Origin of the sequence: Streptomyces carminius (assembly GCF_002794255.1) — a bacterium.
Classification (GTDB): domain Bacteria; phylum Actinomycetota; class Actinomycetes; order Streptomycetales; family Streptomycetaceae; genus Streptomyces; species Streptomyces carminius.
Window position 1 is genome coordinate 32,671 of record NZ_PGGW01000064.1, and the last position, 13,505, is coordinate 46,175.

At 67.9% G+C, this 13,505-nt stretch carries 17 protein-coding genes; 10 read left to right on the top strand and 7 right to left on the bottom strand.

Annotated elements, in window-relative coordinates:
* Window positions 1-4: 4 nt before the first annotated feature.
* On the bottom strand, window positions 5-364 hold the full coding sequence (locus tag CUT44_RS22480) for an NADH-quinone oxidoreductase subunit A (RefSeq protein ID WP_100203750.1): 360 nt from the start codon (window positions 362-364) through the stop codon (window positions 5-7).
* 752 nt (window positions 365-1,116) lie between these two features.
* Between CUT44_RS22480 and CUT44_RS22485 the strand changes: the two genes are divergently transcribed.
* Complete coding sequence (locus tag CUT44_RS22485; RefSeq protein WP_100203751.1) at window positions 1,117-1,983, top strand: C40 family peptidase; 867 nt, start codon at window positions 1,117-1,119, stop codon at window positions 1,981-1,983.
* Between the two features lie 331 nt (window positions 1,984-2,314).
* On the opposite strand, the gene CUT44_RS22490 is transcribed toward CUT44_RS22485, so the two are convergent.
* Window positions 2,315-3,619, bottom strand: a complete 1,305-nt coding sequence (locus CUT44_RS22490; RefSeq protein WP_100203752.1) for a geranylgeranyl reductase family protein — start codon at window positions 3,617-3,619, stop codon at window positions 2,315-2,317.
* Window positions 3,620-3,725: 106 nt separating this feature from the next.
* Between CUT44_RS22490 and CUT44_RS22495 the strand changes: the two genes are divergently transcribed.
* Window positions 3,726-4,238 (top strand): GNAT family N-acetyltransferase, encoded by a 513-nt coding sequence (locus CUT44_RS22495; protein ID WP_100203753.1) that lies wholly within the window; start codon window positions 3,726-3,728, stop codon window positions 4,236-4,238.
* Window positions 4,239-4,275: 37 nt separating this feature from the next.
* Here the strand turns inward: CUT44_RS22495 and CUT44_RS22500 are convergent, their stop codons facing one another.
* Window positions 4,276-4,968 carry a demethylmenaquinone methyltransferase gene (locus tag CUT44_RS22500; RefSeq protein ID WP_100203754.1) on the bottom strand — a complete coding sequence of 231 codons (693 nt, stop codon included), beginning with the start codon at window positions 4,966-4,968 and terminating at the stop codon, window positions 4,276-4,278.
* A gap of 175 nt (window positions 4,969-5,143) precedes the next feature.
* On the opposite strand from CUT44_RS22500, the gene CUT44_RS22505 reads away from it, so the two are divergent.
* Complete coding sequence (locus tag CUT44_RS22505; RefSeq protein ID WP_100203755.1) at window positions 5,144-5,593, top strand: helix-turn-helix domain-containing protein; 450 nt, start codon at window positions 5,144-5,146, stop codon at window positions 5,591-5,593.
* A 43-nt stretch (window positions 5,594-5,636) separates the two neighbouring features.
* A complete protein-coding gene (locus tag CUT44_RS22510) occupies window positions 5,637-6,203 on the top strand; it encodes a PIN domain-containing protein (protein WP_199185799.1) in 567 nt (188 codons plus the stop codon).
* Between the two features lie 63 nt (window positions 6,204-6,266).
* On the opposite strand, the gene CUT44_RS22515 is transcribed toward CUT44_RS22510, so the two are convergent.
* The 3 genes from CUT44_RS22515 to CUT44_RS22525 form a co-directional block, all read right to left on the bottom strand.
* The gene (locus CUT44_RS22515; protein WP_408646776.1) at window positions 6,267-6,683 is read right to left on the bottom strand and encodes a GNAT family N-acetyltransferase; all 417 of its coding nucleotides are present in this window, start codon (window positions 6,681-6,683) and stop codon (window positions 6,267-6,269) included.
* 229 nt (window positions 6,684-6,912) lie between these two features.
* Window positions 6,913-7,173, bottom strand: coding sequence for a GntR family transcriptional regulator (locus CUT44_RS22520; RefSeq protein ID WP_100203806.1), 261 nt, complete (start codon window positions 7,171-7,173; stop codon window positions 6,913-6,915).
* Between the two features lie 70 nt (window positions 7,174-7,243).
* The gene (locus CUT44_RS22525) at window positions 7,244-8,008 is read right to left on the bottom strand and encodes a GntR family transcriptional regulator (RefSeq protein ID WP_100203758.1); all 765 of its coding nucleotides are present in this window, start codon (window positions 8,006-8,008) and stop codon (window positions 7,244-7,246) included.
* A gap of 184 nt (window positions 8,009-8,192) precedes the next feature.
* Between CUT44_RS22525 and CUT44_RS22530 the strand changes: the two genes are divergently transcribed.
* Window positions 8,193-8,402, top strand: coding sequence for a hypothetical protein (locus CUT44_RS22530; protein ID WP_146252283.1), 210 nt, complete (start codon window positions 8,193-8,195; stop codon window positions 8,400-8,402).
* A 120-nt stretch (window positions 8,403-8,522) separates the two neighbouring features.
* Here CUT44_RS22530 and CUT44_RS22535 read toward each other — a convergent pair whose 3' ends face one another.
* Window positions 8,523-8,768 carry a GntR family transcriptional regulator gene (locus CUT44_RS22535; RefSeq protein WP_100203760.1) on the bottom strand — a complete coding sequence of 82 codons (246 nt, stop codon included), beginning with the start codon at window positions 8,766-8,768 and terminating at the stop codon, window positions 8,523-8,525.
* Between the two features lie 142 nt (window positions 8,769-8,910).
* On the opposite strand from CUT44_RS22535, the gene CUT44_RS22540 reads away from it, so the two are divergent.
* The 5 genes from CUT44_RS22540 (at window position 8,911) to CUT44_RS32845 (ending at window position 13,479) form a co-directional block, all read left to right on the top strand.
* Window positions 8,911-9,255: a hypothetical protein gene (locus CUT44_RS22540; RefSeq protein ID WP_100203761.1), complete on the top strand. Its 345-nt coding sequence runs from the start codon at window positions 8,911-8,913 to the stop codon at window positions 9,253-9,255.
* Between the two features lie 200 nt (window positions 9,256-9,455).
* On the top strand, window positions 9,456-9,647 hold the full coding sequence (locus CUT44_RS32840; protein WP_146252284.1) for a hypothetical protein: 192 nt from the start codon (window positions 9,456-9,458) through the stop codon (window positions 9,645-9,647).
* Between the two features lie 422 nt (window positions 9,648-10,069).
* On the top strand, window positions 10,070-10,528 hold the full coding sequence (locus CUT44_RS22550) for a type VII secretion target (protein ID WP_233221575.1): 459 nt from the start codon (window positions 10,070-10,072) through the stop codon (window positions 10,526-10,528).
* Complete coding sequence (locus CUT44_RS22555) at window positions 10,525-12,792, top strand: PPE domain-containing protein (RefSeq protein WP_100203764.1); 2,268 nt, start codon at window positions 10,525-10,527, stop codon at window positions 12,790-12,792. Before CUT44_RS22550 ends, CUT44_RS22555 begins: the two co-directional genes overlap by 4 nt.
* A gap of 9 nt (window positions 12,793-12,801) precedes the next feature.
* On the top strand, window positions 12,802-13,479 hold the full coding sequence (locus CUT44_RS32845) for a hypothetical protein (RefSeq protein ID WP_146252285.1): 678 nt from the start codon (window positions 12,802-12,804) through the stop codon (window positions 13,477-13,479).
* The last annotated feature ends 26 nt before the right edge of the window (window positions 13,480-13,505 follow it).

Here is a 13,505-nt window from a genome sequence, read left to right on the forward strand (position 1 = left end):
GCCCCTAGTCCCATTCCAGTCCGCCGCGCCGCCACACGTAGGCGTAGGCGACGAAGACGGTCAGCACGAAGAGCAGCATCTCCACGAGCCCGAACAGCCCCAGGGCGTCGAAGGTGACGGCCCAGGGGTAGAGGAAGACGATCTCGATGTCGAAGACGATGAAGAGCATCGCCGTCAGGTAGTACTTGATCGGGAATCGCCCGCCGCCCGCGGCCTGCGGGGTGGGCTCGACACCGCACTCGTACGCCTCGAGCTTGGCTCGGTTGTAGCGCCTGGGGCCGATGATCGATGCCATCACCACGGAGAAGACCGCGAAGCCTGCCCCGAGCGCTCCCAGTACGAGGATGGGCGTATAGACGTTCACCGCTCCTCGCTCCTTCCAGTCGACGATCGCTTCCGGCGGGCGGCCGCTGCGGGCCGTTTTCGGACCGGTGTGCCGTTCACGAAGATCGTGTGTATGTGAGGCAGTTCACAAGCCCGAGTCGAGTGCATCCTATGCCTGCCCCTCTGTGATCTGCGACACGGGGTACGGCAGGGAGTTTGTGATCTCCACCACCTGACGAACGATCATGATCGAAGCCGGACGGACACCTTCACACTCGAAGCTCCGGACTGATCACAAAGCGTCATCGAGCATCGCGTCCATGCTGGTGAAAGGGGATGCGTGGTACCAAGACGCACCCGCCGTGCGCAAGTTTGCGCTGGACGTCCGATCCTTGTTAAGGGGCCGACCGACCCCGTCGCGCACCCGTCGCACACCAGTCGCCCGGCCCTCCAGGCGCCCTCCCGGCACCTCCGGACGGACACCGAAAGAGCACGAAACGAGTCGCGGACGTTACAAGATCGTGAATCCGTGCTCAATCTGTGACCTGTGCCACGCCCGAGTCCCATGCGGAATCCGGGCCTTGCGCCGGCACGACCCCGTGTGCCACCCCTCCGAAAGGAAACGGACCAATCGGACAACACCATGGTCACGACCGCACAGCGGGACAATGATCAATTACCGGAATAACCTCCGGCGGTCCGTGAAAGGCGCTCAAGCGGAGGCGTGTGTGCCGAATGTGACGCAGGACACCTTTGTTGAACCGGAGCCCCATGGCTGATAGCCGTGGTGTCATGTCCCAGACCGCGCACAAACCCAGCCACCGGAAACCCCGCCGCAGCACCGGGCACCCCCTGCTGCGCCCGGGCGTTGCCGGTGGCGTCCTCAGCACCATCGCGGTGACCGCCGCGGCCGCCCCCTCCTCCGCCGAGGAGAAGGACCGGACCACCGGCACCATCGAGATGCACACGCTCACCGCCGATCTCACGGCCGGCGCCCAGCAGGCCGGTGACGCGACGCAGGCGGTCGCGGTCCGGTACGAGGCCGAGGCGGCCCGCGTCCTGGCCGCCGAGACGGCCATGAAGAAGGCCGAGGCCAGGGCCGAGGCCGAGGCCGAGCGGAAGAAGGCCGCCGCCAAGGCCGCCCGGGAACGGGCCGAACGCGAGGCCGAGGCCCGGGCACGCGCCGCCCGCGACGCCGAGCGCACCGCCCTGGCCACCCAGGGCACCCAGAGCACCCAGAGCACCCAGACCGCCGAGAACACGGACAGCAGCGGCAGCACCGCCACCCGGTCCCGGGCGGGCAGCGGCAACACGGCCACCCTCATCAGCTTCCTGAAGGGCCAGGTCGGCAAGTCCTACGTGCTCGGCGCCACCGGCCCCAGCGCCTACGACTGCTCCGGTCTGACACAGGCCGCCTTCCGCCAGCTCGGCATCAGCCTGCCGCGCACCTCGCAGAGCCAGTCCACCGCGGGCACCCAGGTCTCCCTGGGCAACCTCCAGCCGGGCGACATCCTCTACTGGGGCGGCGCCGGCAGCGCCTACCACGTCGGCGTCTACATCGGCGACGGCCGCTTCATCGGCGCCCAGAACTCCTCCACCGGCATCGTGGAGCGCGACCTGAGCTACGACCCGCCCTCGGGCGCGGTGCGCGTCCTCTGACGCCTCCGGCGTCCCCGTGACGACCGGGTGGGGCCCGTCCGGAGATCCGGACGGGCCCCACCCGCGTCCACCCCGCACCACCGGCCGACGGCCCCGGGCCGCCCGGCTCCGCGCTCCCCCGCCCGCTCGCGCCCGCCGTCAGCGAGCGTTTCCAGGCCCCCCGCGGCAGTCCGCGAGCCGCGGCCGAGCCGGGCGTACCGGCGGCAGCGCGGCCCGGCGGAGCCGGAAAGACGCCGCCCACCCGGGCACACCCGGCCGACAGGCGCGAAGCGCCCCCGCACGGTCCGGGCCCGTCGGCCCGGACCGTGCGGGGGCGCCCCGCGTACCCGCGCTACGCGCGCGGCGCCACCTTCGTCAGCCCGTTGATGATCCGGTCCATCGCGTCGCCGCCCGTCGGATCGGTCAGGTTCGCCAGCAGCTTCAGCGTGAAGCGCATCAGCATCGGGTGCGTCAGCCCGCGCTCCGCCGCCAGCCGCATGACCTTCGGGTTGCCGATCAGCTTCACGAAGGCGCGGCCCAGCGTGTAGTAGCCGCCGTAGGTGTCCTTCAGGATCCGCGGGTAGCGGCGCAGCACCAGCTCCCGCTGGGCCGGGGTCTGCCGGGCGTGGGCCTGGACGACGACGTCGGCCGCGATCTGCCCCGACTCCATGGCGTACGCGATGCCCTCGCCGTTGAACGGGTTGACCATGCCGCCCGCGTCACCGACCAGCAGCAGCCCCCGGGTGTAGTGCGGCTGCCGGTTGAACGCCATCGGCAGGGCCGCGCCGCGGATCGGGCCCGTCATGTTCTCCGGCGTGTAGCCCCACTCCTCGGGCATCGAGGCGCACCACGCCTTGAGCACCTCCCGCCAGTCCAGCTCCTGGAAGGAGGACGAGGTGTTGAGCACGCCCAGCCCCACGTTGGAGGTGCCGTCGCCCATGCCGAAGACCCAGCCGTAGCCGGGCAGCAGCCGGTCCTCCGCGCCCCGGCGGTCCCACAGCTCCAGCCAGGACTCCAGGTAGTCGTCCTCGTGACGCGGGGAATTGAAGTACGTGCGCACGGCCACGCCCATCGGCCGGTCCTCGCGCCGGTGCAGGCCCATCGCCAGCGACAGCCGGGAGGAGTTGCCGTCCGCGGCGACCACCAGCGGCGCGCGGAAGACCACCGGCGTCTTCTCCTCGCCGAGCTTCGCCTCCACACCGGTGATCCGGCCGGTGCGCCCGTCGCGGACCGGTGCCCCGACGTTGCACCGCTCGTACAGCCGCGCCCCGGCCTTCTCGGCCTGCCGGGCGAGCTGCTCGTCGAAGTCGTCGCGCCGGCGGACCAGTCCGTAGTCCGGGTAGCTCGCCAGCTCCGGCCAGTCGAGCTGGAGCCGCACCCCGCCGGCGATGATCCGCAGCCCCTTGTTGCGCAGCCAGCCCGCCTCCTCGGAGACGTCTATCCCCATCGCGACGAGCTGCTTGACCGCCCGCGGCGTCAGCCCGTCGCCGCAGACCTTCTCCCGGGGGAAGGCCGTCTTCTCCAGCAGCAGGACGTCGAGCCCGGAGCGCGCCAGGTGGTACGCGGTGGTGGACCCGGCGGGCCCGGCCCCGACCACGATCACATCGGCGCTGTGCTCGGAGCTTGCCTTCGAGGGGGACTCGGGGGACTCGGCCACGACGGACTCCCACAGAACTCGGTGTTCAACGTGCCGGTCGCGCCGGGCACTGGACAGGTTGCAGTCTATGGGGGTGCTCCGACGCCCCCGGGAGAAGGGATGCCCCATGCCGTCCGCACCGCCGGCGCCGCCGTTCTCGCTGCGCGTACCGACCGCCCGGGACGCCGCCGCCTGGCACCGCCTCTTCGACGACCCGGCGGTGATGGAGTTCTTCGCGGAACCGCACCCGGACCTGGCCGGATACCGGGAACTCGCCGCGCGGCAGCGCCGGTACGCCGCCGAACTGGGCTTCTGCCTGTGGACGGTGCTGGACGGCGCCGCCGGACCGGTCGGCTTCGCCGGCGCCCAGCCCTGGCGGAAGGAGTGGGGGCCGGCCGGCGAGATCGAGATCGGCTGGCGGCTGGGCCGCACGCACTGGGGGAAGGGCTACGCCACGGCGGCGGCCCGCGAGACGCTGGAGCGCCTGCGGGCGGCCGGGGTGCGGCACGTCGTCGCCGTGGTGAAGGAGGGCAACGAGCGCTCCGTGGCCGTCACCCGGCGGCTGGGGATGCGTCCGGCCGAGAGCTACGTCTCGACGGTCTCGGGCGCGACGGCGGTCTGCCACCGCCTCGACCTGTGAGCCCGGTGCGCCCGGCGGCCCCCATGTCCTGCACGTCCTACGCGGCGAAGCCCCGGTGCAGGGCGACGATCCCGCCGCTCAGATCGCGCCAGGCGACCTTCGTCCAGCCCGCGTCCTGGAGACGGCGGGCCAGGGCGGGCTGGTCCGGCCAGGCGCGGATGGACTCGGCGAGGTAGACGTACGCGTCCGGGTTGCTGGAGACGGCCTCCGCCACCGACGGCAGGGCCCGCATCAGGTACTCGGTGTAGACCTTGCGGAAGGGCTCCCGGGTGGGGTGGCTGAACTCGCAGATGACGACCCGGCCACCCGGCTTCGTCACCCGCAGCAGCTCGCGCAGGGCGGCGTCGGTGTCGTGGACGTTGCGCAGTCCGAAGGAGATGGTGACGGCGTCGAAGACCCCGTCCGCGAACGGCAGCTTCGTCGCGTCCCCGGCCGTGAACGGCATCCACGGCTCGCGCTTCTTCCCCTCGCGCAGCATCCCGAGGGAGAAGTCGCACGGCACGGTGAACGCCCCGGCGGACACGAAGGGCAGCGACGACGTCCCCGTACCGGCCGCCAGGTCGAGCACCCGCTCCCCCGGCCGCGCGTCCACGGCGCGGGCGACCGCCTTCCGCCACACCCGGTCCTGCCCGAGGGACAGCACGTCGTTGGTGAGGTCGTACCGGGCCGCCACCTTGTCGAACATCGCGGCGACTTCACGGGGCTGCTTGTCCAGGGATGCGCGCGTCATGCGCTCATCCTCGCAGCCCCGCGCCCTCCCCTCCGGCCCGCCCTCCACCGACCGGCACCCCCGGACGGCACACCCACCGGCGGGACGCACCTGCTCCGGGTTGTCCGCGCCCCGACCCCGGGTTACAGTTGTTTCAGATGAGCTGGCCGCCGAGGCGGCGGAACAGGAGGCGGAGATGGCTCGGACGAGCGTCCTGGCGCATGCCACGAAGGTGGACCCCCTCCCCTCCCACCGGGAGGAGCTCGCCGAGGCCGGGCGGATGGCACCCGACCAGGTCGAGGTGATACTGCGCAGGTCCGACGGCGGTGAGCTGGCCCTGCCGCCCGAGCTGGCCCGAGTCCTCATCGCCTCGGCCGGTGAGCTGGCGAGCGGGCACGCCGTCACCGTCCTGGCGTCCGAGACCCAGCTCTCACCCGCCGAGGCCGCCGAACTGCTGGGGCTGTCCCGACCCTTCGTTGTCCGCCTGCTGGACTCGGGCGAGATCCCCTCGTCACATCTGCCGGGCAGCAGTCACCGGGTGGTGCGCCTCGCCGATGTGCTGGCGTTCCAGCGGAAGCGGCAGCAGCGCAGGGAGGGCCGCCGACGGATCGCCGACGCCGTCGACGAAGCCGGGCTGCCGTACTGACGCGGGGCGAGGGCCCGCCGAACGACCAGGGGGAAACACCACCGTGCGGGTCTTCGTGGACACCAATGTCCTGTTCCCGTTCTCCGTCATGGACCTGATGCTCGCTCTCACCGAGGACGCCGTACACGAGGTCGTGCGGTCCGAGCAGCTCCTCCTGGAGTGGGAGCGCGTCATCGTCCGGGAACAGCGACGCTCTCCGCACTCGGCTGCGGCGGTCACCCAAGCCGTCCGCCGTTTCTTCGCCGACTGCGAGATCCGCGCGTCGGCCTACGCCCACCTTGTCGACGAGATGCCCGGGGAAGATCCGGACGACCGGCACCATGCGGCGGCTGCCGTGGCCGCCGGTGCCGGTGCGCTGATCACCTGGAACCTTGCCGACTTCCCCGCAGAGGATCTGTCCGAACACGGCGTACGGGTCCTCGACCCGGACAGCTATCTCTGTGAGCTGTACGCCGAGGTGCCGCACGAGGTCCGCGAGACGGTGGTCAGGCTGGCGGAGGAGAAGCGGAACCCGCCTGTGACGGCCCTGGACGCCGTTGCCCGGCTTGCGAAGGCGGGAGTCCCCCGCTTCGCCGACCTCCTGACGCATGACCCAGAGCTGCGCTGCTGAAACCGCCGCCGTCTCTTCGGTCCGTGCCCCCGTGCGCCGTGGGTGGCCTCCCGCTTTCAGCGACTACCCGGCCCACTTCCGAGGCCGCCAGACGTAGCGGACGTCCGGCTCGCGTTCCTCGTTGCGCAGTCCGTCGGTCCGCCCGGCCTCGACGAAGCCGTGCCGCTCGTAGAACCGCCGCGCCGGTCCGTTGACCTGGAACGTCCACAGGCCGAGCCCCTGCGGCCGCCGCCGCTTGGCCAGTTCCACGAACCGGTCCCCCAAGCCCCGGCCGCGCCACGGCGGATCGAGGTAGAGCTGTTCCAGTTCCGCGCCGTCGAGCACCAGGAGACCGGCCACACCGTCCCCGGCGACCGCCACCCAGCTCTCGCACCGGGGCACCACCACATGCGAGAACCAGTCCCGCACCTCGTCGTCACCGTGCGCGCGGCGCACGGTCGGCAGCGCGGCGGCGAAGGACCGCAGCCACACCTCGGCCATCCCGTCCGCGTCACGCTCACCGGCCCGCCGGAGCAGGAGATCGTCACCGTCCACAACACGCGACTGTCCCAGACGGACGCCCCGGACGCACTCGATTTCAAGGCCGCCGTTCAGCCCCGGCCGCACTTTCAGGCCGGCGGAGTCGATCTCCCCGTCACCCCGCCCTCACCGGGGCAGGCGACGAAGGACCCCAGCGTCGGCCCGTACGCACAAGGCCGACTTCACGGCCTCACCCTCCTCCGCCCTCACGGGCCTCTCGCTCCTCCGGCCGCAGGACGAACGTCCCCATGCCCTTCTCGGACCTGGTGACTCCCTGCGCCCGTACGTGCTCCATGGCGCGCTGTGCCGTCGAGTTCACCACACCGAACTCGTTCGCGATCTGTACGACGCTGGGCACCTTGCTGCCGGGCGGGTACTCACCGGAGTGGATGCGCCGGAGGATCTCCTCGGCGATCTGAGGCCACATGGCGCGCGTACGGTCGATCCGCATTTCGCGATCCCCCATCAGGAGAATGCCCCGGCGCAAGCAGACCTCCGGGACTCGGGCACAAGGTCGTCGGTCAGATGGATGCCCGGTCGACGCCGAACTCGTAGGCGACTTCCCAGCGGGCGTCGGGGACGGTGATGTCTGCGGTTTCCACCGGGCGGCCGTCGGTGTCGTAGTAGGTGCGCTCGATGTGGAGGACCAAATCGCCCAGGGCGATGCCGAGCAGGTTGGCCTGCTCCTGATCAGCCCGCCCGGGCCGGGGGATCTCGACGGCCGTTTCGATGGTGACGCCGATGGAACGCATCCGTTCGACGACTCCGGTGCCCGCCAGCGGACCCGCCTCGGGCAGCACGATCGGAGTGCCGTCGGTGACGGCCATGGGCTCCCAAGACTCGGAGAGCTGCACGGGCCGGCCGTCGGCGAGGAACTCGTAGCGGGTGAGGACGCACGGGTCGCCGGGGCTGAGGGCGAGACGTTCGGCGATGCGCTCGGGAGCGGGAACACGGGCCTGGCTGTGGGATTCCCAGGTGCCCGCCCGGTCGTGCTCGGTCATGTCGGCGCGAAACGGGGAGCCGCCGCGACGTTCGCGGTGGCGGGAGCGGACCATGCGGGAGCGCTCGCGCGGTTTGCGCACATAGGTGCCCGATCCGGCGCGTCCCTCCAGGAGGCCTTCGACGATGAGCCGGTCCATGGCGCGCTGGGTGACGTTGCGGCCGACGCCGTACTCCTCGGCGAGTTGGGCGCGGGAGGGCAGCTTCTCTCCGACAGCCCACTCGCCTGCCTTGATGCGGGCGCGCAGGGCGTCTGCGATCTGGAGGTAGGGCGCCTCTCGTGGCATGGGCTCTCCGTGTCGCCCGGAGGGGCGGGGTGGTGGACGGCTGTTGGCGACATTGACAAGCTACTGCATCAGGTGGAAGCTACTGAAGTAGGAATACTCTCCGCGCTGACACGCTCACCGGGGGACACCTGTGCGCTCTCGCAGTTTCACGGCTCGGACCATCGCGGTCACTACCGGCCTGTCGGTGGCCACGGGCAATGAACCACGCAACAGCAAGGCCTCCACGGGTGTCCGCGTCGAGATCGACCTCCCCGATGGACTCAACGGCGTCCGCTGGCGCGCCATCCTGGCTGCCTTGACCCAAGCCGACCGCTATGGGCACACCCGGGCCGACCACGGGGCCACCGTATGGGCCGAGATCGACCAGGACGACCAGAAGGAAGGCGTGCCGTGAACACCAATGCCTCTGCCACCACAGCGCCGCCCCCAGTCGAGCAACCGGCAAATCGCCCCAGCGACCGACACCGTGGACGGTTCGCGATGCACTCAGACGGCTCTTACGCTCCGAGCAGATTCAACTGCTTTTGCCATTGGGGCCGATGACAAATGAGCCCAGCCCTGGTTCGGTACGCGTGAGCCCGGCTTCCCTCAGCCCTCTCAGAGCCTTCTGCGCAGTGGCCACCGCCACTCCGAACTCCTCCGTGAGGGCCACAACGGACGGTACACGGCTGTTGGGAGGGTAGGCCCCGTCTTCGATCCGGGCAGCGAGGATGTCCCGGACCTGGATCCACTTGGCTCGCGTCTCGTCCAGTTCCGTCATACGCCCGACCGTAGATCGGTGTAGTACTCACCGCGATCTATAGAATCCAATAGAGCACCCTAGTACGCTTGACAAAAGAGAACCCCCGCGACGGCGGCAACCGTCCGGGGGCAATGGCCGATCACTGACAAGGAGTGACGACATGGCAAGGGTACTCACCGCCCTTCTCCTCCGGCTGTTTCCACCGTCCGGACGGCACCGCCGGACCACCGAGCTCGAGCCCTGTGTCCGGTGCAAGAAGCCCGGGCACTACGGCGCCGTGCACTGGCATCTGTGCCCGCCGTGCCGCCGGCCCGACCTCCAGCGCCGCACGCTCCTCCGCACCAACCGCGCCGTCCTGGCCGTGCCCGGCGGCCACGCCCCGCCCCCTCGGCCGTACCTCCACCCGCACCAGGTGCAGGAACAGCGGCGGCGGGCCCTGGAACTCGCCCTGGACGGCATCGACGTCGGCCCGGAGATCATCCACGGCATGCGGGTGGCGGTGTGAACACCGTCCGGGCGGCCTTCTGCCGACACCGTGATGCCCGCCCGGCAACCGTCGAGGTCGCCTTCATCGCCCAGAACTCCGGCCCCGGCGTCTCCGTCATCGCATGCCGGGAGTGCGCCACACCGGTACTGGACCGCCGCGCGCTCTCCGAGCGGCGCACCCGTTCCGCCCCGGGCACGGACGGCCCCGGAGGAACAGGTGTGAGGCCCCGGACAGCGGAGAACTACCACTCCGCGTACTGCCGCTTCGGCGGCTGCGAACGGTGCAGGGAGGACAAGCCGTCGGCCCGCCCCGTCGAAGGCCTGATCTACCTCGTCTGCACGTGCCCGTGCCACACCGCCCTGGAACGACGAGAAGCGGCCATAAGGGCCGCCGAACAGAAGCGGAAGTAACCCGGGAGAGCCCGAGACGCCCCTGTGTCTACCGCCCCTCAGACAGGTGGTCGGCACGGGGGCGGCCGCTGTTGCGGCTGCTGTTCTCCGGCTCTCAGATCTGCTCCAGCCACCGCACGCGCTGCCGCAGGGACAAGGCACCGAGGTTCGCTGAAGAGACGCAGTCGATGAACACATGACCTGCGCCGAGACGGCGTGATCATGACGCGATGCCGGGCCGGCAGACGATGTCCTGAAACCCCAGGCGTTCTCACTGTCCCAGTCCCGACGGTGCCGACCGTGCCCGTCCCGTCAGGTCGCGCGGCGGGGTGCACCGCCCGGCACACAGGCTCTCTGGCCCCTCCTCGACACGTACCGTGTCCGAATCCTTTGCCTCACCGTCAGCAGGCCCGGTACACAGGTCACTTACAGGTGTCCGCGCTGTGACCAGAGGAAGCATCATGTCGTTCGACGAGGAGTGGGCCCAGCTCGTGGCCAAGGCCACACGGGAGCAGGAGACCCGTATGCGGCTCAACGGAGACAACGGCGGAGGCAAGGGTGGCGGTGGCGGGAAGAAGCTCCAAGTCACTCCAAGCGAACTCACCAAGCGTGCGGGCAGGACCGACACCGTCCGCGGCGACCTCGGCAAGGCCGACGACGCCACGATGCGGGAGACGAAGCAGGTCGCGGCCGGATTGAAGGGCTTCAAGTCCGCCGGAGCATTCGCGATCTTCCAGGAGCGCTGGGAGGAGCAGATGAAGTATCTGCAGGGCCTGCTGAACGACGGCGTCGCGAAGCCGTTGCGCTCAGCGGCAAACGAACTCCAGCGTGAGGACGGCGACCGGGCCAAGGTGATCGACGGGCTGAGGATCGAAGAGGACGAGAAGGCGGAGAAGAAGTGACGCTGGACTACAGCACCGTCAAGGACGCCGATCTCGCTCCGCTGTCCGAGGCGGTCACCAAGTGGCGGAACCTGCCCGGCCAGTTCGACACCATCGCCACCTCCTTCCAGAACGAGGTGTCCAAGGCCCTTCGCACCTCCGATTGGGAAGGAGAGGCTGCGGAGGCGGCCTTCAAGAAGTTCGACGGGGTGGAGAAGCAACTCAAGAACGCCTCCGAGGAAGCCAAGGACGTTCACCGGCTGCTCGACAACGCGCTGGACAGCTTCCGTTCCGCCCAGAAGCGCCTCCGGGACGTCGCCTCCGAGGTGGCCGAGGACAGGAACCTGAAAATGTCCCCGGCCGGCCTGGTGTATCTGGACCCTGACGACAAGAAGGAGCCCAGCCGACTCGCCGTCCTCAAGCAGGCGTACGAGGACGTGGTCCGTGGCTACAACAACCGGATCAGCACGGCTCTCGCCGACGCCACCGAGGCCGACACCGCACTGCACTGGGCCCTCTCCCAGGATCCCAACGGGCGCTCCCCGGGCTTCCACCCGGACATGTTCAACAGCATCAAGGACGCTCAGCGGGGGCGCCGCGAAGCGCGCAAGGACGCCGACACCCTCGTCAAGCTCACCGCGCTCGGCAAAGACATGACCGACGAACAGCTCGCGCAGTTCAACCGCCTGGCCAGGAAGCACGAGGGCGACCCCTACTTCGCCGAACGTTACGCGACCAAGGTCGGCCCCGAGGGAACCCTGCGGTTCTGGCAGGGCGTCGCCGACCAGCGGCGTCACTCCGACAAGGACGCGGTGAAGACTCTGGCGGACATCCAGAAGTCCCTGTCCCACACCCTCGCCACCGCCTCGCACTCCGGGAGCGACGCCATGCGGGAGTGGAAGAAGGAGATGATCAGGCTCGGTGACGAGCGCATCCACTTCACCCACTCGGGCGCGGCAGCGAATCTCCCGAGCCAGGGATCCTACGGTTTCTCGATCATGAGCAGCCTGATGCGCCACGGAGAGTACGACACCGAGTTCCTGAAGAGCTACGGCAAGGAGCTCATCAGCTTCGAGAAAAAGCACGACGGCGACCCCGAAGACCTGTGGTATGTGGACGACCACAAGGCCCGACTCAGCTTCGGCTCCGACTCCGGCAACGATCCCATGGCCGGCTACTTGGAGGCACTGGGCCACAATCCGGAGGCGTCCAAGGAGATGTTCTACTCCTCTCCGTGGGAAAAGAGCCCGGGTGACGCTAAAAACCTGGACCCCGATTTGAGGTATCTACTGCTTGAGCGCGAGTGGATAAAGGACTCAGCATCGGGAGAGAAGGCTCATTTGGGATATGGATATGACGAACTGGGGCACGCCTTGGAGGCTGCCACTCTCGGCATGCCGTACGACCGTCCCGAGCTCGGCCTGGAGCGAGATAATTCCTCAGCGAACGTCATGCACCAGGTTGTAGCCGTTGCAGGGAGGGATAAGGACTACGCCGTCGACAGGCCTGGCATCGGGGACAGTCTGGCGAGAATGGGAGCAGGATATATCGACGATCTGAACTGGGCAATTTCAGACTTCGGAGGAGCGGATTACGACCAGAAGACGCGCGATGCCGCCTTCCAGAGTAGCGAAGGGCTGAGCCACTTCAAGGTCGGGCCGAACCTCGCAACCGGGTTCCTTGTTGCCACTGGACGAAACGAAGGAGGCTACGAGGTACTTGCGGCGGCCCAGCAAGAGTACACCGCAACTCTAATGAGGGCACAGTCCGGCCCGAACGCCGAGGCAGGGCTAATCCTCGAAACAAGCGCCAAGGCCAACGGAATAATTGACCATGCGCGGGTGCACGACATTAAGGAATCCTACAATGACAATAAAGACGAAATGGAGCGGAAACTAGCCGAATCGGCGGAATGGGAAAAGTTTGCCGTGAGTCAGGGGGTCGGACTCGGCGCAGGCCTCCTCACCCTGCCCTTCGGGGGCCCCACTACATCCGCAGCAGTCGCTTTCGTAGTGCCTACCGTGATCGAGGGAGTGGCAAGCGCAACAGAAACAAAGTACGAAGTGGAATTGAATCAGCAACTAGAAAAGAAGATGGATAAATTCGAGGAAGAGAACAGGGTGAGCCCCGCAGAGTTCACCTCCCGCGGGAAAGTGAGGTCAGTCGACCCTCTCGACGCCTTTATCTCCGCCCATAATATCTCAAGAGAAGGTGACTGGCTTAACCGTTTGGACGTCCAGGGCCGTTACTACGACGGCGGCGATGAAGCTAAATTGCTTTTCTAAGGGTTGGTGATGATGGGGAGAACCGGGGCAACCAGGGCCGCAGCCTTCGCAATGTTGATCACTCTCACTGCGCCAGGAGTTTCCTCGTGCAGTTCAGGAGGAGATGAGCGCGCTTCAGAGGAACCTTCGACGGATTACCCAACCGTCCCGTTGATTCGCGCATGCGACAGCATTCTACCCAAGGAAGCCGCAGTTGAAATAAGGTCATCCCTTGGCATTGATGAGGTTCGCGTGGAAAAGACAGAAGGAAGCATTGAAGAGAAGGCCAGAGAAGCCTTCGACGAGGGACACGATTCCGACTTCACTCTTGTCTGCCGCTTCTACACCGAGATAGAAGACGAAGAGGTGGGAATGAGCGTTGACTTCCGCCGAGAGAATGGGGCTCCACCAACCTTGCACAATAGTGAGCCCTCCTGGACTTTTTACCGGATCGGCAAAAATGCTCTACTTAGAGAGAATGAGAACATCACACACTTGGACACCTTGTGCCTAACTCCCGGATCGCCTGGAGACTCAGACAGGGAGAACACGATAAGTCTTTCCCTGACAGAAGATATGGGAATCAGCAGCAAGGCAAAGGCCAGCATTCTTGCTGCAACGGCAGAAAAGGTCGCCTCTGGCCTGCGGTGCACCAATAATGTCAGCTTTCCTAGTGAACCAAAAATCACTCCACTTCCCCAGAAGTGAGGAAGGAGACGGGGATTGGAAGGTAG

Excerpts from the sequence above, each read along its gene's own strand:
- CUT44_RS22525 (WP_100203758.1), bottom strand. The coding sequence starts at position 8,008 with ATGCCACGAGAGGCGCCCTACCTCCAGATCGCAGACGCCCTGCGCGCC.
- CUT44_RS22495 (WP_100203753.1), top strand. The coding sequence starts at position 3,726 with ATGCCGTCCGCACCGCCGGCGCCGCCGTTCTCGCTGCGCGTACCGACC.
- CUT44_RS22520 (WP_100203806.1), bottom strand. The coding sequence starts at position 7,173 with ATGCGGATCGACCGTACGCGCGCCATGTGGCCTCAGATCGCCGAGGAG.
- CUT44_RS22505 (WP_100203755.1), top strand. The coding sequence starts at position 5,144 with ATGGCTCGGACGAGCGTCCTGGCGCATGCCACGAAGGTGGACCCCCTC.
- CUT44_RS22540 (WP_100203761.1), top strand. The coding sequence starts at position 8,911 with ATGGCAAGGGTACTCACCGCCCTTCTCCTCCGGCTGTTTCCACCGTCC.
- CUT44_RS22485 (WP_100203751.1), top strand. The coding sequence starts at position 1,117 with ATGTCCCAGACCGCGCACAAACCCAGCCACCGGAAACCCCGCCGCAGC.
- CUT44_RS32845 (WP_146252285.1), top strand. The coding sequence starts at position 12,802 with ATGATGGGGAGAACCGGGGCAACCAGGGCCGCAGCCTTCGCAATGTTG.
- CUT44_RS22500 (WP_100203754.1), bottom strand. The coding sequence starts at position 4,968 with ATGACGCGCGCATCCCTGGACAAGCAGCCCCGTGAAGTCGCCGCGATG.
- CUT44_RS22535 (WP_100203760.1), bottom strand. The coding sequence starts at position 8,768 with ATGACGGAACTGGACGAGACGCGAGCCAAGTGGATCCAGGTCCGGGAC.
- CUT44_RS22515 (WP_408646776.1), bottom strand. The coding sequence starts at position 6,683 with ATGGCCGAGGTGTGGCTGCGGTCCTTCGCCGCCGCGCTGCCGACCGTG.